The sequence below is a fragment of the Desulfobulbaceae bacterium DB1 genome, from assembly GCA_001914235.1.
In the GTDB taxonomy this organism is placed as follows: Bacteria; Desulfobacterota; Desulfobulbia; order Desulfobulbales; family SURF-16; genus DB1.
The window spans coordinates 59,142-80,581 of record MQUF01000016.1 but is presented as its reverse complement, the minus strand read 5'-3'; the positions used below and the strand labels follow the sequence as shown (position 1 = coordinate 80,581).

At 56.4% G+C, this 21,440-nt stretch carries 20 protein-coding genes; 12 read left to right on the top strand and 8 right to left on the bottom strand.

The features are described from left to right. Nucleotides 1-92 precede the first annotated feature (92 nt). The gene (locus BM485_14035) at nucleotides 93-1,736 is read left to right on the top strand and encodes a glycosyl transferase family 1 (protein OKY74379.1); all 1,644 of its coding nucleotides are present in this window, start codon (nucleotides 93-95) and stop codon (nucleotides 1,734-1,736) included. A 78-nt stretch (nucleotides 1,737-1,814) separates the two neighbouring features. Here BM485_14035 and BM485_14030 read toward each other — a convergent pair whose 3' ends face one another. Together BM485_14030 and BM485_14025 are read right to left on the bottom strand one after the other, a co-directional pair. Next, nucleotides 1,815-2,894, bottom strand: a complete 1,080-nt coding sequence (locus BM485_14030) for a hypothetical protein (protein OKY74378.1) — start codon at nucleotides 2,892-2,894, stop codon at nucleotides 1,815-1,817. Nucleotides 2,895-2,970: 76 nt separating this feature from the next. After that, nucleotides 2,971-3,312 (bottom strand): alkylphosphonate utilization protein, encoded by a 342-nt coding sequence (locus tag BM485_14025; GenBank protein ID OKY74377.1) that lies wholly within the window; start codon nucleotides 3,310-3,312, stop codon nucleotides 2,971-2,973. A gap of 298 nt (nucleotides 3,313-3,610) precedes the next feature. Between BM485_14025 and BM485_14020 the strand changes: the two genes are divergently transcribed. From BM485_14020 to BM485_14005, 4 genes are all read left to right on the top strand, one after another. Then, on the top strand, nucleotides 3,611-4,045 hold the full coding sequence (locus BM485_14020; protein OKY74376.1) for a hypothetical protein: 435 nt from the start codon (nucleotides 3,611-3,613) through the stop codon (nucleotides 4,043-4,045). Between the two features lie 421 nt (nucleotides 4,046-4,466). Continuing rightward, nucleotides 4,467-5,906, top strand: a complete 1,440-nt coding sequence (locus BM485_14015) for a hypothetical protein (protein ID OKY74375.1) — start codon at nucleotides 4,467-4,469, stop codon at nucleotides 5,904-5,906. A 167-nt stretch (nucleotides 5,907-6,073) separates the two neighbouring features. Continuing rightward, nucleotides 6,074-6,754: a hypothetical protein gene (locus BM485_14010; protein OKY74374.1), complete on the top strand. Its 681-nt coding sequence runs from the start codon at nucleotides 6,074-6,076 to the stop codon at nucleotides 6,752-6,754. Beyond that, nucleotides 6,751-7,113 (top strand): hypothetical protein, encoded by a 363-nt coding sequence (locus BM485_14005; protein ID OKY74373.1) that lies wholly within the window; start codon nucleotides 6,751-6,753, stop codon nucleotides 7,111-7,113. Before BM485_14010 ends, BM485_14005 begins: the two co-directional genes overlap by 4 nt. A gap of 108 nt (nucleotides 7,114-7,221) precedes the next feature. Here the strand turns inward: BM485_14005 and BM485_14000 are convergent, their stop codons facing one another. Both BM485_14000 and BM485_13995 read right to left on the bottom strand, forming a co-directional pair. Beyond that, nucleotides 7,222-8,310, bottom strand: coding sequence for an arsenical-resistance protein (locus BM485_14000; protein OKY74372.1), 1,089 nt, complete (start codon nucleotides 8,308-8,310; stop codon nucleotides 7,222-7,224). A gap of 37 nt (nucleotides 8,311-8,347) precedes the next feature. After that, complete coding sequence (locus BM485_13995) at nucleotides 8,348-8,785, bottom strand: MOSC domain-containing protein (GenBank protein ID OKY74371.1); 438 nt, start codon at nucleotides 8,783-8,785, stop codon at nucleotides 8,348-8,350. A 486-nt stretch (nucleotides 8,786-9,271) separates the two neighbouring features. Between BM485_13995 and BM485_13990 the strand changes: the two genes are divergently transcribed. Both BM485_13990 and BM485_13985 read left to right on the top strand, forming a co-directional pair. Beyond that, on the top strand, nucleotides 9,272-10,714 hold the full coding sequence (locus BM485_13990; protein ID OKY74370.1) for a hypothetical protein: 1,443 nt from the start codon (nucleotides 9,272-9,274) through the stop codon (nucleotides 10,712-10,714). Next, nucleotides 10,698-11,375, top strand: a complete 678-nt coding sequence (locus BM485_13985; protein OKY74369.1) for a hypothetical protein — start codon at nucleotides 10,698-10,700, stop codon at nucleotides 11,373-11,375. Before BM485_13990 ends, BM485_13985 begins: the two co-directional genes overlap by 17 nt. Nucleotides 11,376-12,070: 695 nt before the next feature. Here the strand turns inward: BM485_13985 and BM485_13980 are convergent. From BM485_13980 to BM485_13970, 3 genes are all read right to left on the bottom strand, one after another. Then, entirely contained in the window at nucleotides 12,071-12,400 is a 330-nt protein-coding gene (locus BM485_13980) for a plasmid stabilization protein (protein OKY74368.1), read from the bottom strand. Then, nucleotides 12,397-12,675, bottom strand: a complete 279-nt coding sequence (locus BM485_13975; GenBank protein OKY74367.1) for an antitoxin, Phd family protein — start codon at nucleotides 12,673-12,675, stop codon at nucleotides 12,397-12,399. The genes BM485_13980 and BM485_13975 overlap by 4 nt, the downstream gene beginning before the upstream one ends. A gap of 151 nt (nucleotides 12,676-12,826) precedes the next feature. Beyond that, entirely contained in the window at nucleotides 12,827-15,457 is a 2,631-nt protein-coding gene (locus tag BM485_13970; GenBank protein OKY74366.1) for a hypothetical protein, read from the bottom strand. Nucleotides 15,458-15,722: 265 nt separating this feature from the next. Here BM485_13970 and BM485_13965 point away from each other — a divergent pair, with 265 nt between their 5' ends. Genes BM485_13965 through BM485_13945 form a run of 5 tightly spaced genes read left to right on the top strand, consistent with a single transcriptional unit; the run spans nucleotide 15,723 to nucleotide 20,385 of the window. Next, the gene (locus BM485_13965; protein OKY74365.1) at nucleotides 15,723-16,430 is read left to right on the top strand and encodes a hypothetical protein; all 708 of its coding nucleotides are present in this window, start codon (nucleotides 15,723-15,725) and stop codon (nucleotides 16,428-16,430) included. A gap of 22 nt (nucleotides 16,431-16,452) precedes the next feature. Further along, a complete protein-coding gene (locus tag BM485_13960) occupies nucleotides 16,453-16,647 on the top strand; it encodes a hypothetical protein (GenBank protein ID OKY74364.1) in 195 nt (64 codons plus the stop codon). A gap of 14 nt (nucleotides 16,648-16,661) precedes the next feature. Continuing rightward, nucleotides 16,662-18,578, top strand: coding sequence for a carbon-monoxide dehydrogenase catalytic subunit (locus tag BM485_13955; GenBank protein OKY74363.1), 1,917 nt, complete (start codon nucleotides 16,662-16,664; stop codon nucleotides 18,576-18,578). A gap of 27 nt (nucleotides 18,579-18,605) precedes the next feature. Continuing rightward, complete coding sequence (locus BM485_13950; protein ID OKY74362.1) at nucleotides 18,606-19,112, top strand: 4Fe-4S ferredoxin; 507 nt, start codon at nucleotides 18,606-18,608, stop codon at nucleotides 19,110-19,112. Nucleotide 19,113: 1 nt separating this feature from the next. Further along, nucleotides 19,114-20,385 carry a hypothetical protein gene (locus BM485_13945; GenBank protein ID OKY74361.1) on the top strand — a complete coding sequence of 424 codons (1,272 nt, stop codon included), beginning with the start codon at nucleotides 19,114-19,116 and terminating at the stop codon, nucleotides 20,383-20,385. On the opposite strand, the gene BM485_13940 is transcribed toward BM485_13945, so the two are convergent. Continuing rightward, nucleotides 20,382-21,212 (bottom strand): hypothetical protein, encoded by an 831-nt coding sequence (locus tag BM485_13940; protein OKY74360.1) that lies wholly within the window; start codon nucleotides 21,210-21,212, stop codon nucleotides 20,382-20,384. The two genes, BM485_13945 and BM485_13940, sit on opposite strands and share 4 nt — an antisense overlap. Between the last annotated feature and the right edge of the window lie 228 nt (nucleotides 21,213-21,440).

The window sequence follows — 21,440 nt, the reverse complement described above, 5'->3', positions numbered from 1 at the left end:
AATCCCAGGGCAGCCGCCCTCAACCAAAATAAGCTTGCGCTCGCCTTCGTCCTTATGCTACCTTCCGCCCTTTTTTAACGGAGCGTTTTCTCATGATTTCCCTGACCAATATCAGCAAGCAGCACGGCTCGCAAATCCTTTTCCAGGGGGCCGGCCTGCAGATTCCGCCCGGCACCCGCACCGGGCTGGTCGGCCCCAACGGCGCCGGCAAGAGTACCATTTTCCGCCTCATCACCGGCGAAGAGGAGCCTGACAAGGGAGACGTTTCCTGTCCCAAAAACATCGTCATCGGTTATTTTTCCCAGGATGTCGGCGAGATGGCCGGCTGTTCCGCCCTGGAGGAAGTCATGTCCGCTTCAAGCGAAGTGGTGCGGCTCGGGGAAGAGATGCGGCAAATGGAGGCCGCGATGAGCCTCCCCATGTCGGACGACGAAATGACGGCCCTGCTCGAACGGTACGGCAATGCGGTGGAGCAGTTCGAGCACCGGGGCGGTTACGATCTCGATGTTCGCAGCCAGGCGGTGCTCACCGGACTCGGCATCGGTCCGGACGACTTCCACCGGCCGGTGGAATCCTTTTCCGGCGGTTGGAAGATGCGCATCGAACTGGCCAAGATCCTGACCATTAATCCCGATTTCCTGCTGCTTGACGAACCCACCAACCACCTTGATGTCGAATCCATCATCTGGCTGGAGGAATGGCTGACCACTGAATTCAAGGGCGCCGTGCTGATGACCAGCCATGACCGGGATTTCATGAACCGCATCGTCTCCCGCATCATCGAGGTGGCCAACCGCACGGTGACCACCTACGGCGGCAACTATGACTTTTACCTGCAGGAACGGGAAATCCGCCGCGAACAGCTGCTGGCCAGCTACCGCAGGCAACAGGAGATGCTGGCCAAGGAGGAGGAGTTCATCGCCCGCTTTGCCGCCCGGCCCTCGCACTCCGCCCAGGTGCAGTCCCGGGTAAAAAAAATCGACAAGATCGAACGCATCGAACTGCCCCCGGAACAAAGGGTGATTTCCTTTGAATTTGCCGAACCGCCGCGCAGCGGTGACGATGTTCTCTGCCTGGACAACCTGAGCAAGTTCTGGGAGCTGCCGGACGGCGGAAGAAAATCAGTCTTCGGCGGCATTTCCGGCATGATCCGCCGGCGGGAAAAGATCGCGGTGGTGGGGGTGAACGGCGCGGGAAAATCGACCTTTCTCAAGGTGCTGGCCGGCCGGACCGACCCATCATCCGGCACGGTCAGGGTGGGGGCCAATGTCGGCATCGGCTACTTCAGCCAGCACTCCATGGAACTGCTCGATCCGGCCCGCACCGTCTTTGAAACGGTGCAGGACGCCATCCCCCAGGCCACCATCGGCGTCATCCGCAACCTCTGCGCCGCTTTTCTTTTCCAGGGCGAGGACGTCGACAAGCGCATCAGTCATCTTTCCGGCGGCGAAAAGAGCCGGGTGGTGCTGGCCACCCTGCTGGCCCGGCCCCACAACCTGCTCATCCTGGACGAGCCCACCAACCATCTCGACATCCAGTCCCGGGAAACCCTGCTTCAGGCGCTGACGAAATACAGCGGCACCGTGGTGCTGGTCAGCCATGACCGCCACTTTCTCCGCTCCCTGGTCACCCGGGTTTTTGAAATCGACCACGGCGAGATGCGAATCTACGAAGGCGACTACCGCTATTACCTGGGCAAATCCGCTGCAAGCGGAAATGCCGGCCGCCTTGGCTGATTGCGGCAAAAAAAGCAAAAGAAAAAAACAACGTTCGCAGGCCGGGATTGCGGCATGCAGGCCCGCCGCTGCAAGTCGTTATATCTCGACGCACTCCTGCTTGATCATTTTCACGCTGTTTTTCTCCCATTTCATCAATCTGACGTGATATTCCCGGCCTGTTTCATCTTTTTGCGTTTCGATGAAGGAACACGGTTTCTTTTCATCGCACCATGCCCCGCAGTTGGCATAGATCCGGTCATCGACGAACCAGGAATCCTTGTCCAGTTCACTATCGTGCGAATGGCCGAATATGATGATATTGGTGTCCCCTTTTTTGCTGAGATAATCAGCAAGGTCGCCGAGATATCCTATTTCCGCCATGACCGCCTTAAAGGCCAGCCCCTTGCCGTAATGCGACTCCCATTGCCGGTAGAGGTCGGCATATCTTTCCTTTACGGCTTGAACGGTTATGGTGATCAGTGTCCCTTCGGGCGTTTGGTCCTCGGTGCCGAGAATGATCTTTGCGTCGTCTCTGATGTTTGCCTCTTCCAAAACAGCTTCAAAAACCGACTGGGGAAGTTTTTGCGGGCCGAGCAGTTCAAGCATGTCGTCGATAAAAGTCCAGAAGTGTCGTTTCGCATTTCCTGTTCGCGCGGCTTTGGTCGCGGCCACGCGCGAAATAAAGTAGCCGAGCGGCAACCGGCTCCGGGGATCGTTAATCGGATCCGGGGCGTTAAACATCGCGTACGAACTGCCGTGCTCCGCCAGCAAACGGCCCGTCCGGTAGCTGCTTTTATTGTAAGCGCTGCCGCCATAGATCAGTTGCGGGACATGCTTTTTAAGCACCTCCTCCGACACCTGCATATCGTGGTTGCCCGGCATACAGACAACTTTCTTTTTCCCGGCAAGGGCATTCAGGCTGCAGACGATCGTTTGATTGTGGGCAAGGATTTCATCAAAGGTCGGGGGCACCAGGTCGATCGGACAGACCCAATTATCCAGGGTATCACCGAGAAGGACGATCTCCCCGACATCATCCTGGGTATTGAGATAATCGAGAAAGTGCGCGAAGTTCTCGGCCGCCGCCCGACCGAGCCAATTATAGTCATAGTCGCAACCAGGGCGCTTTGCCGCCCCCATATGCACGTCGCTTACATAGATTCTCTTTTTGTCCATTCCAGCCTCCCTTTCAAGGTTGCACATTTTCCCCGGCGGCAAAATCCAGGTTGCCGTTCAAATCGGCGCCTTCCCCCTATGCCTTCTTGACGAATTCCGACTTCAGCTGCATTGCGCCGAATCCATCAATCCTGCAGTCAATTTCATGATCGCCGCCGATCAGACGGATGTTCTTCACCTTGGTGCCGACTTTAAGCGCCGAGGAAGAGCCCTTTACCTTCAGGCCCTTGATCACGGTCACGGTATCACCGTCCCGCAGGACATTGCCGTGGGCGTCACGCACGACTCGCTTGTCACCACTGTCGTCCGCCTTTGCATCTTTTGCCCATTCATGCCCGCATTCCGGGCAGATAAACAATGTTCCTTCTTCATATGTGTATTGCGAACCGCATTGAGGACATTCCGGCAAACTGCTCATGCTGCACTCCTGTTTGATTGAATCCGTCACTTATTATCTTACGCGCGTTTTTTTCCCGCATACCCGTTCTTCATCAGGGGATGATCGGCACATCACCGTGATTTCAGCAATAACTGGAAAATCTGAACCGCGCCTCATTTTTCTCTACTGCATCCCATGGTACCCGTCAAGGAGGAAGAAAGGAAAATGCGTCTGCGGCCCAATCAAGCTTCATTGGCGTCCCCGGATAAGATGTGCTATAAATTGAAAAGAAATCAGGATTCATACTTTTTCACTCTTGCATCCCCCAAGGAGCCCTATGAAAACATTGTATCTGTCGTGCCTTGTCCTTTTGCTGCTGAGCGTCTCCACTGCCGGCGCCGAGGAAAAATTCAACTTCGGCGAGCAGTGGACCAAGGCCCCCATCCCGGAAAAAACCCAGTATATGGAAGGCTACCAGGCCGGTTATACCATGGGGGTGATGAACGCCACCAAACAGTTCATGCCCACCGCAACCGAGGCGGACAAGGAAAAGGCCTTCAAAATGGCGTCCATGATCTTTGCGGACAGACGACTCGGCAAAGACATGCTGATCGATGTGATCATCACGATGGACCACCTCTACAAAGACCCGGCCAATGGTTATATCGACAAAGGCGTCATGCTGGAACTGGCCCTTGACAAGGTCCGGGGCCGGGACATTGCCGATGATCTGCTCCAGCAGCGCAAAGCTGCCGAAAATGAGTCCAAATAAGTCACGACCACCGTTTCTTCCCACCACCGGCGCCGCATCATCGAAACTCCCCACTGTTGGGCAATCACACCCAACAGTGGACCACCACAATGTATAGCACCACCAAGCAGTTACCTCCCCCCCCCGTTGCCATCATCCAGGGAAAAGATCAGATTCTGGGCACCATTACCCAATTGATTAACCAGTTTCTGGTCGGAGACAGATGGACACTTCCCCTGTGCCACGCGGTGGCAAAATTAACTTTCCGAATCATTTCAAAATGATACCTACTTTGTAGGTGCGGCATTTTGTCGCATCCACAAAGTAGGGCATTTTTCCTGCTTTAGTGGCCTGCAGCTTGTGAATTGAAAGAAATTGCGCAATTTCCGATCAATCATTATTGAACCATACGAAATGACATTCATTCCATCAGGAGGAAAAAATGAAAAAGGTTTTGAAAAAATCAGCCGCACTTCTTTTCACCGTCATGGGCACGTTTGCCGCGGCCGCCACCGTCAATGCCGGTGTCATCAGCGGCTGGGATACCACCAACGTTGTTACTGCCCCCGGCCCCTATACTGAATATGTCACCTATTACAGCACCATCTTTACCGATGCGAGCAAAACGACAAGCAACGGCGTCATCTCCTGGAAGGAAACCGATGTCCAGGCCCCCGGCCTGAAAGTCGTCAACGGCGACGATGTTGATGGAACCAACTGCCTGATGACCACCGGCTACAACCCATACGACATGACCGACAAACAGTGCAGCGACCCGCTCCAGTCCAGCAAACGCTTCAAGGTAAAAAACACCGCCAACGGCCCGGTTGACGTCTCCTTCAATGTCAGCGACGGCATGATGAATGTTTACAGAAGCCTGCAGAAACTGACCAACGGCACCGACGCCCGCTGGGGCGGCTTCACCATCGAACTGGGTTTTACCGTGAACGGTGTGTTTGTTCCTTCCACCTCCGCCGACGGCCTGGGCTTCTCCGACTTGAGCGGCAATGTCTGGACAGCGCCGGTCACCACCTACCAGACCATGCCCGATATCTTTTCCGCCTATTTCGCCCAGGGTCTGGCCGGGCCGGCTGACCAGTACCATGAGGAAACCGGTTATTTCAACCCGACCGAGCGCATGGGTTTCGGCATGATCGCCACCGAAGACACCATCACCAGTGACGGCATCACCGCCACCTACTCCGGCATCTTCGGCCAGTGGTTGAACAGCTCCGCCGTACCCATCGGCATTTTCTGGGACAACGACGGCGACATCAACACCGACAACGTCCTGATGGCCAACTGCGCCGACGCCGCTGATATCACCAAATCCGGCACCCACAGCGGCGACGACATCACCGGGCTGACCTGCAACGGCGTCTGGGCTACTTACAGGGCAGAAGCCGGACTCGACGCCAACGGCATCCCCTATCCCTCCGACGGCACCCCGAATCTGATCGATCTGGCCGACCTTGACCCGAACGGCGTTTACACCAGCATCACCGAAGCAGTCGCCTCCGGCAACCCTTCACCCTACTACATGGATTACATAGAAGATCTGGCCAACCTGGGTCTCAACTTCTGGATCTCCGTGGGTGACACGACCAACTGGCCAACCCCGGGCAATTTCACCATCCGCTACACCCCGGTTGTCGACGACGGGTCAACTCCTCCTCCGGCCGAACCGGAAACCCTCTGCACCGACGGCATGGATAACGACGGCGACAGCCTGGCTGATTGCGCTGATCCCGATTGCGCCGGCATCTCCGTCTGCGGACCGGAAGGTCTGTTAAAGACCTGCTCGGATGGTTTCGACAACGACGGCGACAGCCTGACTGACTGCGCCGATCCGGGTTGCGTCAAAAACAAAGCCTGTCGGTAATTTTTTTCATCTTCCCCGGTCCGGGCGGAACAATCCGCCTGGACACTTTTTTCATTTCATCGCTTCTTTTTTTCATGTGACCACCCTGTTCCCCGGAACAGGGTGGTTTTTTTATGGACTTGTGCCGCGGCAAAAGAATGGCTATGTTTGTCCCAGCAGGTAACGGTATGAAAAATTTCAGCAAAGGAGACAACGTGACCAAAGAACTTTTTGACAAGGCCGCGGCAAACTGGGACAACAAAACTCTGCGTTTGCAGCTTGCCGGACAGGTCGTCCGGGCCATCGGCCAGGCCGTGCCGCTCAAGCGCACCATGGATGCCCTGGAGATCGGCTGCGGCACCGGGCTTGTGACCATTTCCCTGTGCCATGACCTCAACAGCATCGTTGCCGCCGACACCTCGTCCGGCATGCTTGACGTGCTCAAGGAAAAGATATCCGACCTGGGGGTGGAGAACACGACGCCTCTGCTGCTTGATCCGAGCGGTGATCTTTCCCGTCTCGGCAGCGGAAAATTTCATCTCATCTACAGCAGCATGACCCTGCATCACATCAAGGATACCGCCGCCATTCTCAGTGCCTGCTACAGCCTGCTGCACCCGGGCGGCTCTATCGCCATCGCCGACCTGGCCGAAGAAGACGGCTCATTCCATGGCGACATGGCCGGGGTGGAACATCTCGGCTTCGACCCGCAGAAACTCGCCCGGCTGGCAACGGAGTGCGGCTTTTCCGAAACAGCTGTTACCGCCGCCCACATCATCACCAAGGAAGACGGGCAGGGAAGAAAACGTTCCTATCCCGTCTTTCTCTTGACCGCCAGAAAACAGATAAAGGAGGAAAACGGCTCATGAAGTGCGCACGAGAAAACTGCCGGGAGGAAATCCCCGACGGAGAAGAAAGAAACTGGCACGGGCAGCTTCTCTGCGAAGACTGTTACATGGATGCCTTGTCACCCGCCAAAACATGCGACCCCTGGGCCGTGCGCAGCGCCACCATGTCCAGGGATATCGGCGAGACCACTGAACACTCGGGACTCCAGGCGCAAATTCTCCGGCAGATCAGGCAAAGCGGCGGCATCTCCCCTGCCGGCCTTGCCGAAACCCTTGCCGTGCGCCTCAGCGATATAGAAAGAGAGATTGCCGCCCTGCGCCATATGGAAAAGGTGCGGGCCGCGATGCAGGACGGCAAAAAGGTCATTGTCCTCTGGTGACAGGGGGAGAGACGTTTTTCGCTTTCTCTTTTTCGACCGAAGATCCGACGCAGCCATTTTAGCCTCCCTCAGCGATTGCGAAAGAAAATGTTTTCTTTTTTCAGCTGCTCATGGTTCGCAAGCGACATGACAGACGCCTCTTGGCGTCTCCTTGGCAAACGGAAAATATTTTTTCTTGAGCCAAAAGGCGACATTGACCAGGGCAATCAGCACCGGCACCTCGACCAGGGGACCGATCACCGCGGCAAAGGCCTGGCCGGAATCAATGCCGAACACGGCGATGGCCACGGCAATGGCCAGTTCAAAGTTGTTGGAGGCGGCGGTGAAGGAAAGAGTGGTGGCCTGTTCATAGGTGGCGCCGACCTTTTTTGACATGAAAAATGAAACCAGGAACATGACGAGAAAATAGATCGAAAGCGGAATGGCAATGCGCACCACGTCAAGGGGCAGCTGGACGATATACTCGCCTTTCAGGGAAAACATGACCATGATGGTGAAAAGCAGGAAGAGAAGGGTCAGCGGGCTGAGTCGGGGAATGAGTTTTTCCTGGTACCACGCCTCGCCCTTGATCCTCAGGCCGATGAAGCGGGTGAGCATGCCGGCGATGAAGGGAATACCGAGATAGATAAACACCGATTCAGCGATCTGCCCCATGGAGATGTCGACCACCGCGCCCTCCATCCCCAGCCGGCCCGGCACAACGGTAATAAAGAACCAGGCGTACACCGAAAAAAACAGCACCTGAAAAATCGAATTGAAGGCCACCAGGCCGGCACAATACTCGGTGTCGCCCTCGGCCAGGTCGTTCCAGACAATGACCATGGCGATGCAGCGGGCCAGACCGATGAGAATCAGCCCCACCATGTATTCGTTGTGTCCGGAAAGAAAGGCCACGGCCAGCCCGAACATCAGCACCGGGCCGATGATCCAGTTCTGCACCAGGGAAAGGGCGAGCACCTTGACGTTGCGGAAGACTTCATGCAATTTCTCGTAACGCACCTTGGCGAGCGGCGGATACATCATCAGGATGAGGCCGACGGCAATGGGAATGTTGGTGGTGCCGACCTGAAAGGAATTGATGACATCCTTTGTCCCCGGAAAGAAATAGCCGCCCATAACGCCGATGAACATGGCGAGGAAGATCCACAGGGTGAGAAAGCGGTCGAGAAAGGACAATTGTTTCTTGTGTTCGAGCATAAGGTTCCCTCTGAAAACAAGGAGGACAGGGCAGGCCCTATTCCAAGGGCACGATGGGGTCTGACGCTTTGATTGTCCCGCCCGTGATCACCCTGCTGAAAAGTCCTTCACGGGGCATGATGCAATCACCGGTGAGCTTTTTGATGGCGCAGCCGCTGTTATGACACTCTTTGCCGATCTGGGTGATTTCAACAATCACACTGTCGCCGATCTGCAGGCGATCACCGATTTTCAAGGCGGCGAGGTTGATGCCGCGAGTGATGATATTTTCCGCAAAGGCGCCGTTTTTCAGGGTCGGCAGCCGCTTCTTCACCGCATCGATGCTCTCGCCGGCCAGCAGGGACACCTGGCGGTGCCATTTGCCGGCATGGGCATCGTTTTCAATCCCCCAATCGGCCTGCAGTGTTACTTCTGCCCGCCGGCGCTTGACAACACCTTTTTTTTCACTGGTACAAACCGCTTCCACATATCCCATGACAAGGTCACCTCCTGATTGAAAATATTCTTTTTTGCCTCATGCCACTGGAGCCTCCCCTTTGGCTCAAGGGGCGGCCGGAGCTTTCCATGCCGATCCGGCGATGCGGGATGCGACATGCGGCTCGTCCAAGATTCCGGCATGCTGAACCGGAAAGCGATTTCCCCCAAAAAACTCCATACAAAACTCCCTGTGAAAATTTATTCTCACTACGAAAAAACAAGAGGTTGTGCTATGTTATCGAGACAATGGCAAGTATATGCTCACGTCCGGAGAATTTAATGATACAGCTTAAATTTCATGATTTCAATATCCGCCTGACTTGCATTGATAAAGCAGGTGTTCCGATGCCCAGAATAAATGTCCCGATTTGCTCGGGAAACATTGCGCCCACCTCGCGAATACAAGGATGATTTTGCGAATCAAAAAGGCTTTCCGGGCACACAATGGGCAGATTATTCATGCCGCCACGAGCAAGGGTCCCCAATGAACAGCACCGCAGCAGCCCCCTCCCCCGCTGAACAAAAAACCGTCACAACGGATCGGGACATGCCCAAAGCCCCGATGCGTGACGGCGTTTCCCATGCCGTTATGCTCGGCGCGGGTGAAACCTACATCGGTCCCTTCGGCATCTTCCTGCAGGCATCAACCCTGCAGATCGGCCTGCTGGCCACCCTCCCCCTGGTTTTCGAAGCCGCCGCCCAGTGGATCAGCGCCCTGACCATGGACCGTTTCCACAGCCGGAGAAAGGCCATTTTCCTTTGGGTTTCAATCCAGGCCGCGCTCTGGCTGCCCATGGCCCTTCTGCCCTTTCTGCCCCTGCCCGCGCCCGTGCTGGTGACCATGCTCATCTGCCTGACAACCATGAACCACGTGGCATCAGGTTTCATCTATCCCGTGTGGAGCAGCCTGGTGGGGGATCTGGTGCCCATTTCCATCCGCGGTCGTTTTTTCGGCCAGCGCAATCGTCTCACCGGCCTGAGCAGCTTTCTCAGTCTGCTGGCCGCGGGAGGCATTCTCCATCTTTTCAAAAATTCCGGCTGGGCCGCCGTCGGTTTCCTGCTTATTTTCCTGACGGCCATGGCGGCCCGGATCAATTCAGCCCGCTGGATACGCCATTACAACGATCCGCCCCACCGCATGGAACCGGAACACGCCTTTTCCTTCTGGCAGTTTCTGCAACGCGCGCCGAAATCCAATTTCGCCAAATTCGTCTTCTTTTTTGCCGTTATGAACTTCTGCGTTTCTTTCGCCTCGCCTTATTTCGCCCTGTACATGCTGCGGGATCTCAAACTGAGCTACCTGCAGTTCACCTCGGTTTCCGCCGTGGCCACCATGTGCCAGTTCCTCACCTTTCGTTACTGGGGCGATATCAGCGACCGTTTCGGCAACAAGAAGATCCTCAACATCTGCAGCTGGGGGATAGGCATTGCGCCCATCTGCTGGCTTTTTTCCAGCAATCTCATTTACCTCTGCGCCATTCAGATCCTGGCGGGTTTTGTCTGGGCCGGCTTCAATCTGGCCTCGGCCAATTTCATCTATGATGCCTGTTCCCCCCCGAAACGGGCCCGTTGCGTGGCATATCGCGGGGTTATCAACAGCGTCTGTGTCCTGCTCGGCTCCCTGGCCGGCGGCTTTACCGCCGGGCACCTGCCGGAAGCAGTAAAAATCGGCCCGGTCACCCTGCCCCATTCACTGGTGGTTATCTTCGTTCTTTCCGGCCTTCTCCGCCTGATCACGGCCGGCCGACTCCTCAAAAAATTCCATGAAGTGCGCGAGGTGGAAAGCGTCCGCAGCCGTGACCTTATTTTCCGGGTCAGCCACATCAAGCCCATTGCCGGGGCCACCTTCAATCTGATGACCTATTTCTTCCGGGATCAACGCGAGGAAAAAAACAAAAAAGAAACGGAATATGAAACAGAAAAATAACAGCGTACAACCGGGGGTACCCGCTGCCGTCAGCGATGAAACGGCCGAAACATTGCCTGTCCCCGAAGGATGGGAGTTCCTTCCGGCCGGCGATGCCGCCGTCACGAAAAAAGTCACGGCCAAAGGCCTTTTCCGACGAGTACACCGCAAAATGGGGCGGCGCATCATTTCCATGGGCATCTGGGCGCCGGCGACAACGATTGCGGCGGCCAGGCACGAGGTTGCGGCCCTTCGCTCCACGGAAACGTACAAAAAGAAACTTGAAAGCGGACGCCTGCGCAGGGAAAAAAAACAGGCCGAATACGAAATGGATTTTTGCCGGCAAGTTCGCGCCTTCCTCGCCTTTGCCCCGCGATACCGCGATTTGGAAAAGAAGATGGCCGCGGCGATTACCCTTCATGCGACCCCGGTCGGCAGCGGAACGGTGGCCCGAACGGCCATGATCCCTGTTGCGGAGCGCGCGGAAAAAGCGGTGACAGCCTGGATGAGGCATCAAACAACGGCGTATGAGTCCATGAGGATTCCCAGGATAAAAGGAAAACGCAGGGAAATCAGAAGAATGCTGGCAAGCCGGTCAGTCGAATTGCTTCAGGCATATAGAGAAGGCCTTGAGACGCCCAGCGGCTGCCCATTAAAAAAAGCCTTGGAAAAACTTCCATAAGGTCAGGCAACCTGATCCCGGCGGATTTTACTTTGACACCGGAATTGCGCTTCGAGAAAAGAGCCTAAAGTACTTGAAGCGGCGGTACATTTTGATCGGATAACACCTTTAACTTTTATATGAAACTCTCAGTTTGGGGGACAACAAAGTCCTTTTTTTTTAATAGGAACAAAGGGGACAGGAACAAAGGGACGGAACAAAGGGACGGAACAAAGGGAATAAAGGAAGAACAAAGGGGACGGATTTATTTAACGCCCGCTATGTTTACGACATGAACGGCAACCTCTTTGCCGGGCCACCTCTCCTCTACCGCCGGGGTTACCCCCGCCACAGTCCAAAGGACTCGCTACCCGGTGGGTGGCTCGCCCTTCCGGAGCGGACTTCGCACCCGCTGGAATATGCAACCTTGCCCGGCCGCACTATGGACGTCCCCAATTGACTCCTCTGCTTGGAATTATCCTCACTTTTCATGAAAAGGACAGGTTGACTTTTCTGATGGTGGGAAATTGTTAGACGTCCAGTGTTTTATACTCTTTCGAGAATCCCCATACTGCTATTTCTTGATACACATCGGCTTCGGAATCATGTAATCTCAAGTTTTCATTATTTGACTGACCAAACTTGCAACCGCCGGTGGAAATCTTTTGAAACCCAATCCCACCGGGATGTGAAATTGTCTGGGATTGACGACCTCTTTACAGCCCCCCCAGCAACCTGCGCTGGAGGAGCGTTTGCATATCACGGCGACCATCAGCAATGAGGTAGATAGAGACATTTGCTTTGACAATCCGACAGATGATGCGATAAGGCTTAAAGAAAATCTCCCGATAATCACGAATTCCCAAAGCCAGAAGTTCTTTTGGGTACACTCCCCGCTCCGGCAATTCGCTCAAGCTGACAAATTTTTTCTCGAACTCATCAAGCACATGCTCCGCATTGTTTGCCGAGTCGTGTTCTGATATGTATGTGTAAACGTCTTTAAGGTCAGCGGCAGCGTCTTCAGTGAGCAGAACTGTGAAACTCACGAGATCGATTCCTTTTTTTCACGAAGACGGTTTATTGCTTCAGTTGCGGAAACGACTTTGCCTTCTTCAATCTGACGACTCCCAAGGGCAAGAATCTTAAGCAAAGCCATGGTTTCCTGGGTTTCCTCGTAACTCTTGATCCCCTGGATAATGACCTTCGCTTCTCCGTTTTGGGTAATGATAAGCGGATCCCCATTATCATCAAAATTTCGTATGATCTCAGCCGCATGTGCCTTCAAATAGCTGATTGGCTTAATTTGGTCAGATAATCTCATGAGTCGCCTCCATGTAAAGGGTGTGAGACTATATTAAAACCAAATTTGGTCACATATCAACGGGGTATGTATTAAAGAAAGAAAAAGGCGTTAAAAAAACAGTCTCTTGTTTCCCAAGACCGGATCTGATTTCGGGAATTTTGTCTGACTTTTAATCCAGTGCGTGACGAACCTGCTGGGCCAATTCATTTGTGGTGAAAGGCTTCTGGATAAACCGGACGCCTTCGTCGAGAACACCCTGGTGGGCGATGAAGTCGGCGGTGTAGCCGGACATGAACAGACATTTCATACCAGGAACAAGGGCCTGCAGCCGTTTGGCCAGGTCCTGCCCGTTCATTTCCGGCATGATGACATCGGTGATCAGCAGGTGAATGGAGTCCGCATGTTCCGCAGCCAGTCGCATGGCATCCCCGGGTGTCGCCGCGCTCAGCACGGTGTAGCCGAGACTTGTCAGCAGTCGCCGGCAGAATTCCATCACCGAGGGCTCGTCTTCGACCAGCAGCACCGATTCCCCCTTTCCCCGGGGTGCGTCCGGTATCGGCAAAATATCGGGCAGCACCATCGCACCGGCGAAGCGCGGCAGATAAACCCGGAACATCGTTCCCTTGCCGACCTCGCTTTCCACTCGAACAAATCCTTTGTTTTGCCTGATGATACCGTAGGCCGTGGCCAGGCCCAAGCCTGTGCCCTTGCCAAACTCCTTGGTGGTGAAGAAGGGCTCGAAGATATTGTCCAGCGTCTCGCGGTCCATGCCGCATCCATTGTCGCGCACGGCGAGCATGACGTATTCTCCGGGAACACAATCCGGTTGCATTTCACAAAATGACTGATCAATAACGACGTTTTCCGTTTCTATGATAATCCCGCCTGTTTCACCGATAGCATCCCTGGCATTGACACAGATGTTCGCCAGAACCTGATCGACCTGGGACGGGTCAATTTTAATCGGCCACGGATTCGCGGCAGGATGCCAGGTGAGCTCAATGTTCTCGCCGATCAGCCGGCGCAGCATCTTGAGGATGGCCTCCACGGTTTCATTAAGATCCAGAACCTTCGGCTCGACGATCTGCTTGCGGGCAAAGGCCAGCAGTTGTTTCGTCAGATCCGCCGAACGACCGGCCGCCTTGGCGATCATCTGCAGCTCGGCATGGAGCGGATCGGCGGGGGAGAGCTTCAGCAGCATCATTTCGGCATGGCCGAGAATCACGGCGAGCATGTTGTTGAAATCATGGGCCACGCCTCCCGCCAGTCGGCCGATGGATTCCAACTTCTGCGCCTGGCTCAGTTGAATCTGCAGCTTTTCCCGCTCTTTTTCGGCCAGCCGTCGTTCGGTTACATCAAGCAGGGTTCCGCGAAGTCCGGCAATAGTACCTTTTTCATCCCGCAGCACTTCACCCCGGGCCAGCAGCCATCTGTTCGTGCCGTCCTCCTGTTTTTTTTCCAATTCGACCTCATAGGGCTCGCCCGTGCTCATCGCCGTTTCCATGGCAACACGCACCTTCCCGGCGTCGTCGGGAGACAAGATCTTTTCCAGCTCGCCCAGCAGGGGAAACGGCTCCTGCGGATCGACTCCCAGCAGACGGCACAGCTCCTTCGAACAGGTCGGTCGCTCCGCTGCCGGGCACCATTCCCAGCTGCCGATATGGGCAATGCGTTGCGCCTCTTCCAGGTGTTCCTCCCTTTCACGCAGCAGCGCCTGACTTGCGGCCAGTGTATCGGCCATATCATCAAAGGCCCTGGCCAGGGCGCCAAGTTCGTCACCTTTGTCGCTCAGACCGCTGCGGGCATCGAGATTTCCCATGGCAAAATTTTCCGTCGTGTTCACAAGGCGTTTTATGGGGAAAATCAATGTGTTTCTGCCCAGCGTCCAGGAAACGGCAAGCACGATCGCCATAACCAGAGCCATAAGCAACAGATTCCTGAGCAGAACCGCATTGGCCGGCGCAAGCACCGCGGATTCCGGGATTCCTGCCCACACCCAGATATACGGGGCATCTCCCGGCTGCAGGGAAACCTGTTCATAGGCAATTATCCGGCGGATCCCGTCCGAGGCCTGCTGGATGAATATGCCGGGCTCCCGTTCCTGCCGAACCAGCTCCCAGTTCCGGGTCAGAATCGGTTTGCCGAGGGGATTGGTGTCCTTTTTCGGAGGGTAGTAAAAGAGCCTGATTCCCTGGTGGTCGGTTACGGCTAAAAATGATTTCGCCGGCAGACTTGACACGTCAAAGAAATCGGCAAAGCGCTCAAGCCCGATAACCACGGACAAACTCCCCATGAGCCGGTTTTCCGTATCAAGCACCGGAGAGGAAAACGAAAAAGATGGTTCCTGCGCCCCGCCCCTTGCCACGAAATATTCCCCCGCGACAAAACCCCTTGTCGCCAGGGAGTCACGGATATGTTTGCGATCCGACATGTCCATGCCGGCGGCAAGCCGGTTCGAGGCCACCACCTTGCCGGCGGTGTCTGTCAGGGTAATGCCGAGATAATCGGCATTCTGCGCAACCATTGACCGGAAAAGTTCGCTGCCGGCCCGGGAGTCCATGTCCTGCACCGGCGGCATCTGGGACAAGGTGGAAAGAAGCTGCCTTGCGGAACCGGCAATCCCCTTCTGAACTTCCGCCATGGAGTGGGCCAGCAGCAAGACGTCATGCTTGGCGCCTTCAATGGAATGACGCCGCTGCTCCATCCCGGAATAAAGGAAGATACCCAGGGCGGGCAAAAGCGAAAGCATGACCAGCAAGGCCAGTTTTTTGCTTATTGATCCGGAAATGAAAAATTTCATGTCCACCTTTCTCCTGCGGAACATTCCCAAAAGGGATTATGGAAGGCGTCACCAGCGGCCCAGCCGGAAAGAAACGGAGCCTGACGTCGGTGATCATTGCGCGCGTATCAAATCTTATCACAAGATTTGACAAAATGGCATTTTTCCGCCCGATAAAATAATCAAACAAAAAAATTGCGCGGCTGGAAACAAGGAGATACCCGGCCGAAACCCGGCGTCTCTTTTTTGATTGCATGAGCTTTTTTGTTCATGTTATAGCAGGTGCATGAAACCGGTGGATTTCGCCGGGCCATCCTGCTGCCGCGAATTTCCCGGCATTTCAAGCAGACAGTGGGCTGATCGCACCCCCATCAGCACACAGGAGAAGATGTTGGAACACTCACCCACCCTCGTTGACCGACTGACTTCGCGCCTGAAAAACAACCCCGTCACCGCCGTTCTCATCATGGTCGGGCTGGTGGTGATTGCCCTCGCCGGCTTCACCGACGCCCTCAAAAAACTGATCCATGTCATCCCCGCTTTTTATCAGGCAAATGTCAGCGGCGACTGGCGATCCGACTTTCTCACGGATCCCGTCATCAAGGCCGACTTTCAATACATCTTTTCCCTGAAAGCCGACCGGGACATCCTCTACGGAACGGCCCGGCGCCTGGTGCCCTCCTGTCTCGGCCATGAAGATTCAGGGATATGCAAAAATCACGACAAACCCGCCGCCGTCGTTGACGGCAGGATCAACGGCAAGGAAATTTCTTTTTCCTGCAACTGGCGGCTGCCGAGCAGCGAACCATGGAAATGGGTGCAGATGCGGGAAAGCTTTCACGGCAGGATCAACGGCGACGAAATACGGTTTATCAGACAGGACGGCAGCAATGCACCCGCGGCAGAGTTTCTTTGCCGCCGCTTTGCGCCCGCAGGAGATGAACCAGAAAAACAGAACGGAACAGCAACAACAACCCGGCACAATAACAAATAAAATAACAAAAAAAGGAGCACACATGGACCCGGAAAAGATCATGAACGGCATCGCCAAGGAACTGGAATCCGCCTTCACTGCCATGGCAAAGACCAAAAAAGTCGAAGAAAAACTGCAATACAGCCAGATCATTAAGAATTTATGCGAATCGCTTGGTGTTTTTCTCGAGCTGGCAAATGATATGATGCCCTATGAATACGAAGAAGAGGACAATTAACCACGGAGGAGACCATGGCGGCAACAAGTGACAGTGACATGCTCAGCTCGGACCCTGCCGTCCGGCAGATGATAGACAAGGCCAGGGATCTCGGCGTGATTACGGTCTGGGACCGCTATCAGGCCATGACCCCGCAGTGCGGCTTCGGCGACACGGGCCTCTGCTGCCGCCACTGCCTGCAGGGGCCCTGCCGTATCGACCCCTTTGGCGAGGGACCGAAAACAGGCATCTGCGGGGCCGACGCCGACGTCATGGTGGCCCGTGGGCTGGACCGGGCCATTGCCGCCGGCACCGCGGCCCATGCCGGTCATGCCAGGCATCTGGCCCACACCTTGAAAAACATGGCGCTGGGCAAGGCCCCTGATTATTCGATCAAGGAGCCGGAAAAACTAAAAAGTGTCGCCCGGCGTCTGGGTATTGCCGTGGATGGCCGTGAAAACAATGAGATCGCCCTGGATCTGGCCCGGGCTGCCCTGGCCGACTTCCATGAAAAAGAAACACCGGTGATGTGGGCGGCCACCGTGGTCACCACCGGACGGGTGGAGGTGTTGAGCCGACTGGGGATCGTGCCGCAGGGCATTGACCATGAGGTCTCCGAGATCATGCACCGCACCCTCTACGGGGTTGACGCCGATCCGGTCAACCTGCTGCTGGCCGGTCTGCGCTGCGGGGTGGCCGATCTGGCCGGCTGCTACATGGCCACCGACCTCGCCGATATCCTCTTCGGCGTTCCCGCCCCCCAGGTGACCAGCACCAACATGGGCGTCCTGAAGGCCGATGCGGTCAACATCGCCTTGCACGGGCACAACCCGATTCTTTCCGAAGTGATCGTCAGCGTGGCGCAAGGAAAACAGGCCCGGGCCAGGGAACTGGGCGCCTCCGGCATCAATCTGGTGGGCATCTGCTGCACCGGCAACGAGGTGATGATGCGGCACGGCATTCCGTCCTGCACCCATTCGGTGAGCCAGGAAATGGCCCTGTTGACCGGCGCGCTTGACGCGGTGGTTGTCGACTACCAGTGCATCATGCCCTCGCTCGTCACTGTCGCCGAATGCACCGGCACACCGGTCATAACCACCATGGACATTGCCAAGATCAGCGGCGCCACCCATATCGCCTTCACCGATGAGGGGGCCGCGGCAAAGGCGGCGGAAATCATTGATGTCGCCCTTGACCACTTCCGGCGGCGGGACGGCCGACAGGTCGACATTCCGGATGTCCGCTCCACCGTGGTGGCCGGGTTTTCCGTGGAAACCATTGTCGGCGCCTTACGCAAGGTGGACGCCCGGGATCCTCTCAAACCGCTGGCGGACAACATCAAATCCGGCAACATCCGCGGGGTGTGTCTCTTTGTCGGCTGCAACAATGTCAAGGTCACCCAGGACAAAAATTTCCTGCACATCGCCAAAAAACTGCTCAAGGAAAACGTGCTGGTGCTTGCCACCGGCTGCGGCGCCGGCGCCCTGATGCGGCACGGCTTCATGGATCCGGCCAATGTCGGGGAACTGTGCGGCGCCGGTCTGGCGGCGGTGCTTACCGCAATCGGCGAGGCCAACAATCTCAATGGCCCCCTGCCGCCGGTGCTGCACATGGGTTCCTGCGTCGACAACTCCCGGGCCGTGGCCCTGTGCGTGGCCCTGGCCGACTACCTCGGGGTGGACACCGACAAACTGCCGGTGGTGGCCTCCGCCGCGGAAGCGGTTTCCGAAAAGGCGGTGTCCATCGGCACCTATGCGGTAGCCGCCGGTCTGCCCACCCACGTGGGGGTCATGCTGCCGGTGCTGGGCAGCGCCCTGGTGACGAAAATCCTGACTGACAAGCTGAAGGATCTCACCGGAGGCTATTTCATCGTGGAACTTGACCCGGAAGCCGCGGCCGACCGTTTGCTGGCAGCCATTAATGAACGGCGTGCCGGGCTCGGTCTTTCCTGACAGATCAGCTTGGAGCGAGGATCTCTTATGAACCAGCCAAAAGAAATTTTTGTCAGAACGGACCGCTGCATGGGGTGCCACAGCTGCGAAACAGCCTGCGCCGTGGAACATTCATCCGGCAAGTCCCTGTACAGCGCGATGCTGGAACAGCCTGCCCCCAGACGCCGGTTTTTTGTCGAATGGGTGGCCCCGGACAAAAGCATGCCGGTGCTCTGCCGCCACTGCGAGGATGCGCCCTGCATGCATGCCTGTATCAGCGGCGCCATCAGCCGCACCCCGGAAGGAGTGGTTGTCACGGATGCGGAAAAATGCATCGGCTGCTGGACCTGCGTCATGGTCTGTCCTTTCGGCGTTATCAATCGCCATCTCGAAACCCACAAGGCTTACCGCTGCGACCGCTGCCCCGGCCGGGAGATCCCGGCCTGCGTCGATGCCTGTCCCACCAACGCCCTTATTTACCGCACCGCGGATGAATTCACCCAGCTGATTCGTCGCCACGCGGCCCACGAACTTGCCTCGAACCAGGGAGAATGAGATGGGGCGCGACAAACAAAAATACCTGATCATCGGCGCCGGTGCCGCCGGCCTTGCCGCTGCGTCCGCCATCCGGCAGGCGGATCAGACCGGGTCCATCACCGTGCTCTCCGCCGAGGCGGACCCTCCCTATTTTCGGCCGATGATTCCGTTTATCGTCAGCGGCGGGAAAACGGCGGAAGCGATCCGCATGGAGGGCTGCGGCCCCTTTTGGGCAGGCGGCATGGCTATTTATCTGGGGAAAAAGGTACGTGCCGTGGAGCCGGAAACCAACAGGGTGGTTCTTGCCGGCGGCGAGGCGCTCTCCTACGATAAACTGCTGATCGCCTCCGGCAGCCGCCCGGCACTGCCCGGCCATCTCGCCGCGGATCCGGGCAAGGGCATTTTCACCTTCAGAACCCTGGCCGATGCCCGGGCCATGGCACACCACCTGCCCAGGACCGGACAGGCCGTGCTGCTGGGCGCGGGCATCCTCAATATCAAGGCCGCCTTTGCCCTGCTTGAGCGGGGAATCGAGATCACCATGGTGGAACTGGAGAAGTCCGTGCTGCCCCGGTTGATGGACGCCGAAGGGGCCGCCCTTTTCCATGACATCCTGCGCGGCAAGGGCATCCGTCTCATCACCGGCCGGACAATCGCTCGAATCGAGGCAAATGACGACGGCGTAAACGGCGTCATGCTCGATGACGGGCAACACATATGCTGCCAGATGGTCTGCATCGGCACCGGCGTGCGACCCAATGCGGAATTTCTCGAATCAAGCAACATTGCGGCGCAACAGGGAGTGGTGGTCGACCATTTCACCCAATCAAGCGCAGCCGGGGTTTATGCTGCCGGCGATGTGGCGATGACCACCAATCCCGACAGTGGTGAAAAAATCATCAGCGGCCTGTGGACCAATGCCGTTGCCATGGGCCGCTGTGCCGGATTCAACATGGCCGGGCGCCGCAGCGCATACGACGGCGCATTGACACGAATGAATGCCGCCCAGGTGGCGGATACCCCTTTTGTTTCCATGGGAGTTGTGCATACCGAGGGCAGCGGCTGCGAAGTTCATGTCAGCAAGGGACAACAGGGATATCGCAAGCTGGTTTTTTCCGCTGACGGCAATTACCTGACAGGCGCGCTGTTTATCGGCGATATCGACCGGGCCGGCATCTACCGGCAGATCATATGCGGCAGGCGGCCGGTGCGCGCCATAAAAAAAGAACTCATCAGCCATCGCATCCACTACGGCCACTGCCTGCACCGAGGTATGCCCGGCAGCGGCTAATCCCTGCCGCGCCCGGTTCTCCGCCGTCGTACCGGCATGCCGATCTTTTTCACAAAACGCCCAACCACCTCGAAATAGAGTTTGCCGGTTTGCTCAAAAATGGTGTTGTGATCAGCGCCCGGCACAATCTGAAATTCACCCATGCGGGACATGCACCGGGCATGCAGTTCCGCGGCATCACCGACCGGAATGATTTGATCCAATTGGGCATGGAGGATAAGCAGGGGCTTGATGAATGTCGTGATCTTCTTCAGGTTGTTGAAGCACTCATCCTCCGTGATTCCCAGGCCGTCGACATCAACCCCCAGACAGCGCAACAGGGGCAGTGTATGACCAAAGCCGCTGTCGATGATAAGCCCGGCAACCGCCTGCCTCTCGGTCACGGCAAGCTCGATGGCGCAGGCGCTGCCCAGCGAACGCCCCATGACAACCAGATACCCTTTGCGCTCCTCCGCCGCCAGCCAGTTCCGCACGTATTCAAAAACAACATGACAGTCCCGCATCATCTTCCCGGCTGACGGTTCGCCGCCGCTCCAGCCGTAACCTCGATAGTCGATTGCCAGAAAACTCATGCCGTGGGCAACGAAACCGCTGCCGATATCGTCATATTCACTGACAATCTCGCCGTTGCCGTGGAAAAACAGGATATTCGGGGCGTCTTTTCCGGCTGGATGAAAACGAGCGCCGATGGTGACGCCGTTGTCAACGGGAATATCGAAATCGAGGCAACCGTCCGGAGTCTCCCCTTTCCCTTCACGGCGGGGGTAAAAAAGCACCTTGGTTACCTGGGGATGATCAAGTTTTATCTCAGGGGAAAGTCCGTTCATGGGCGGCCTCGTATCTTCGTATTTGCTGGGGAGTATTGCGACCGGCAGCGTCACTATACACAATGAGCAAAGCAGGCACAATGACTGTCGTGTGATCGCGGCAGAGGGACACGGGGAAGCTGCCGGAAAAAAACCATGATTTTCATGGGGTTTGCCGGCTCGTGCGCGGCGGGGGCAGGGCAAAAAAAAAGGACAGTCGCGGGACTGTCCTTTTTCACCAATGATCAG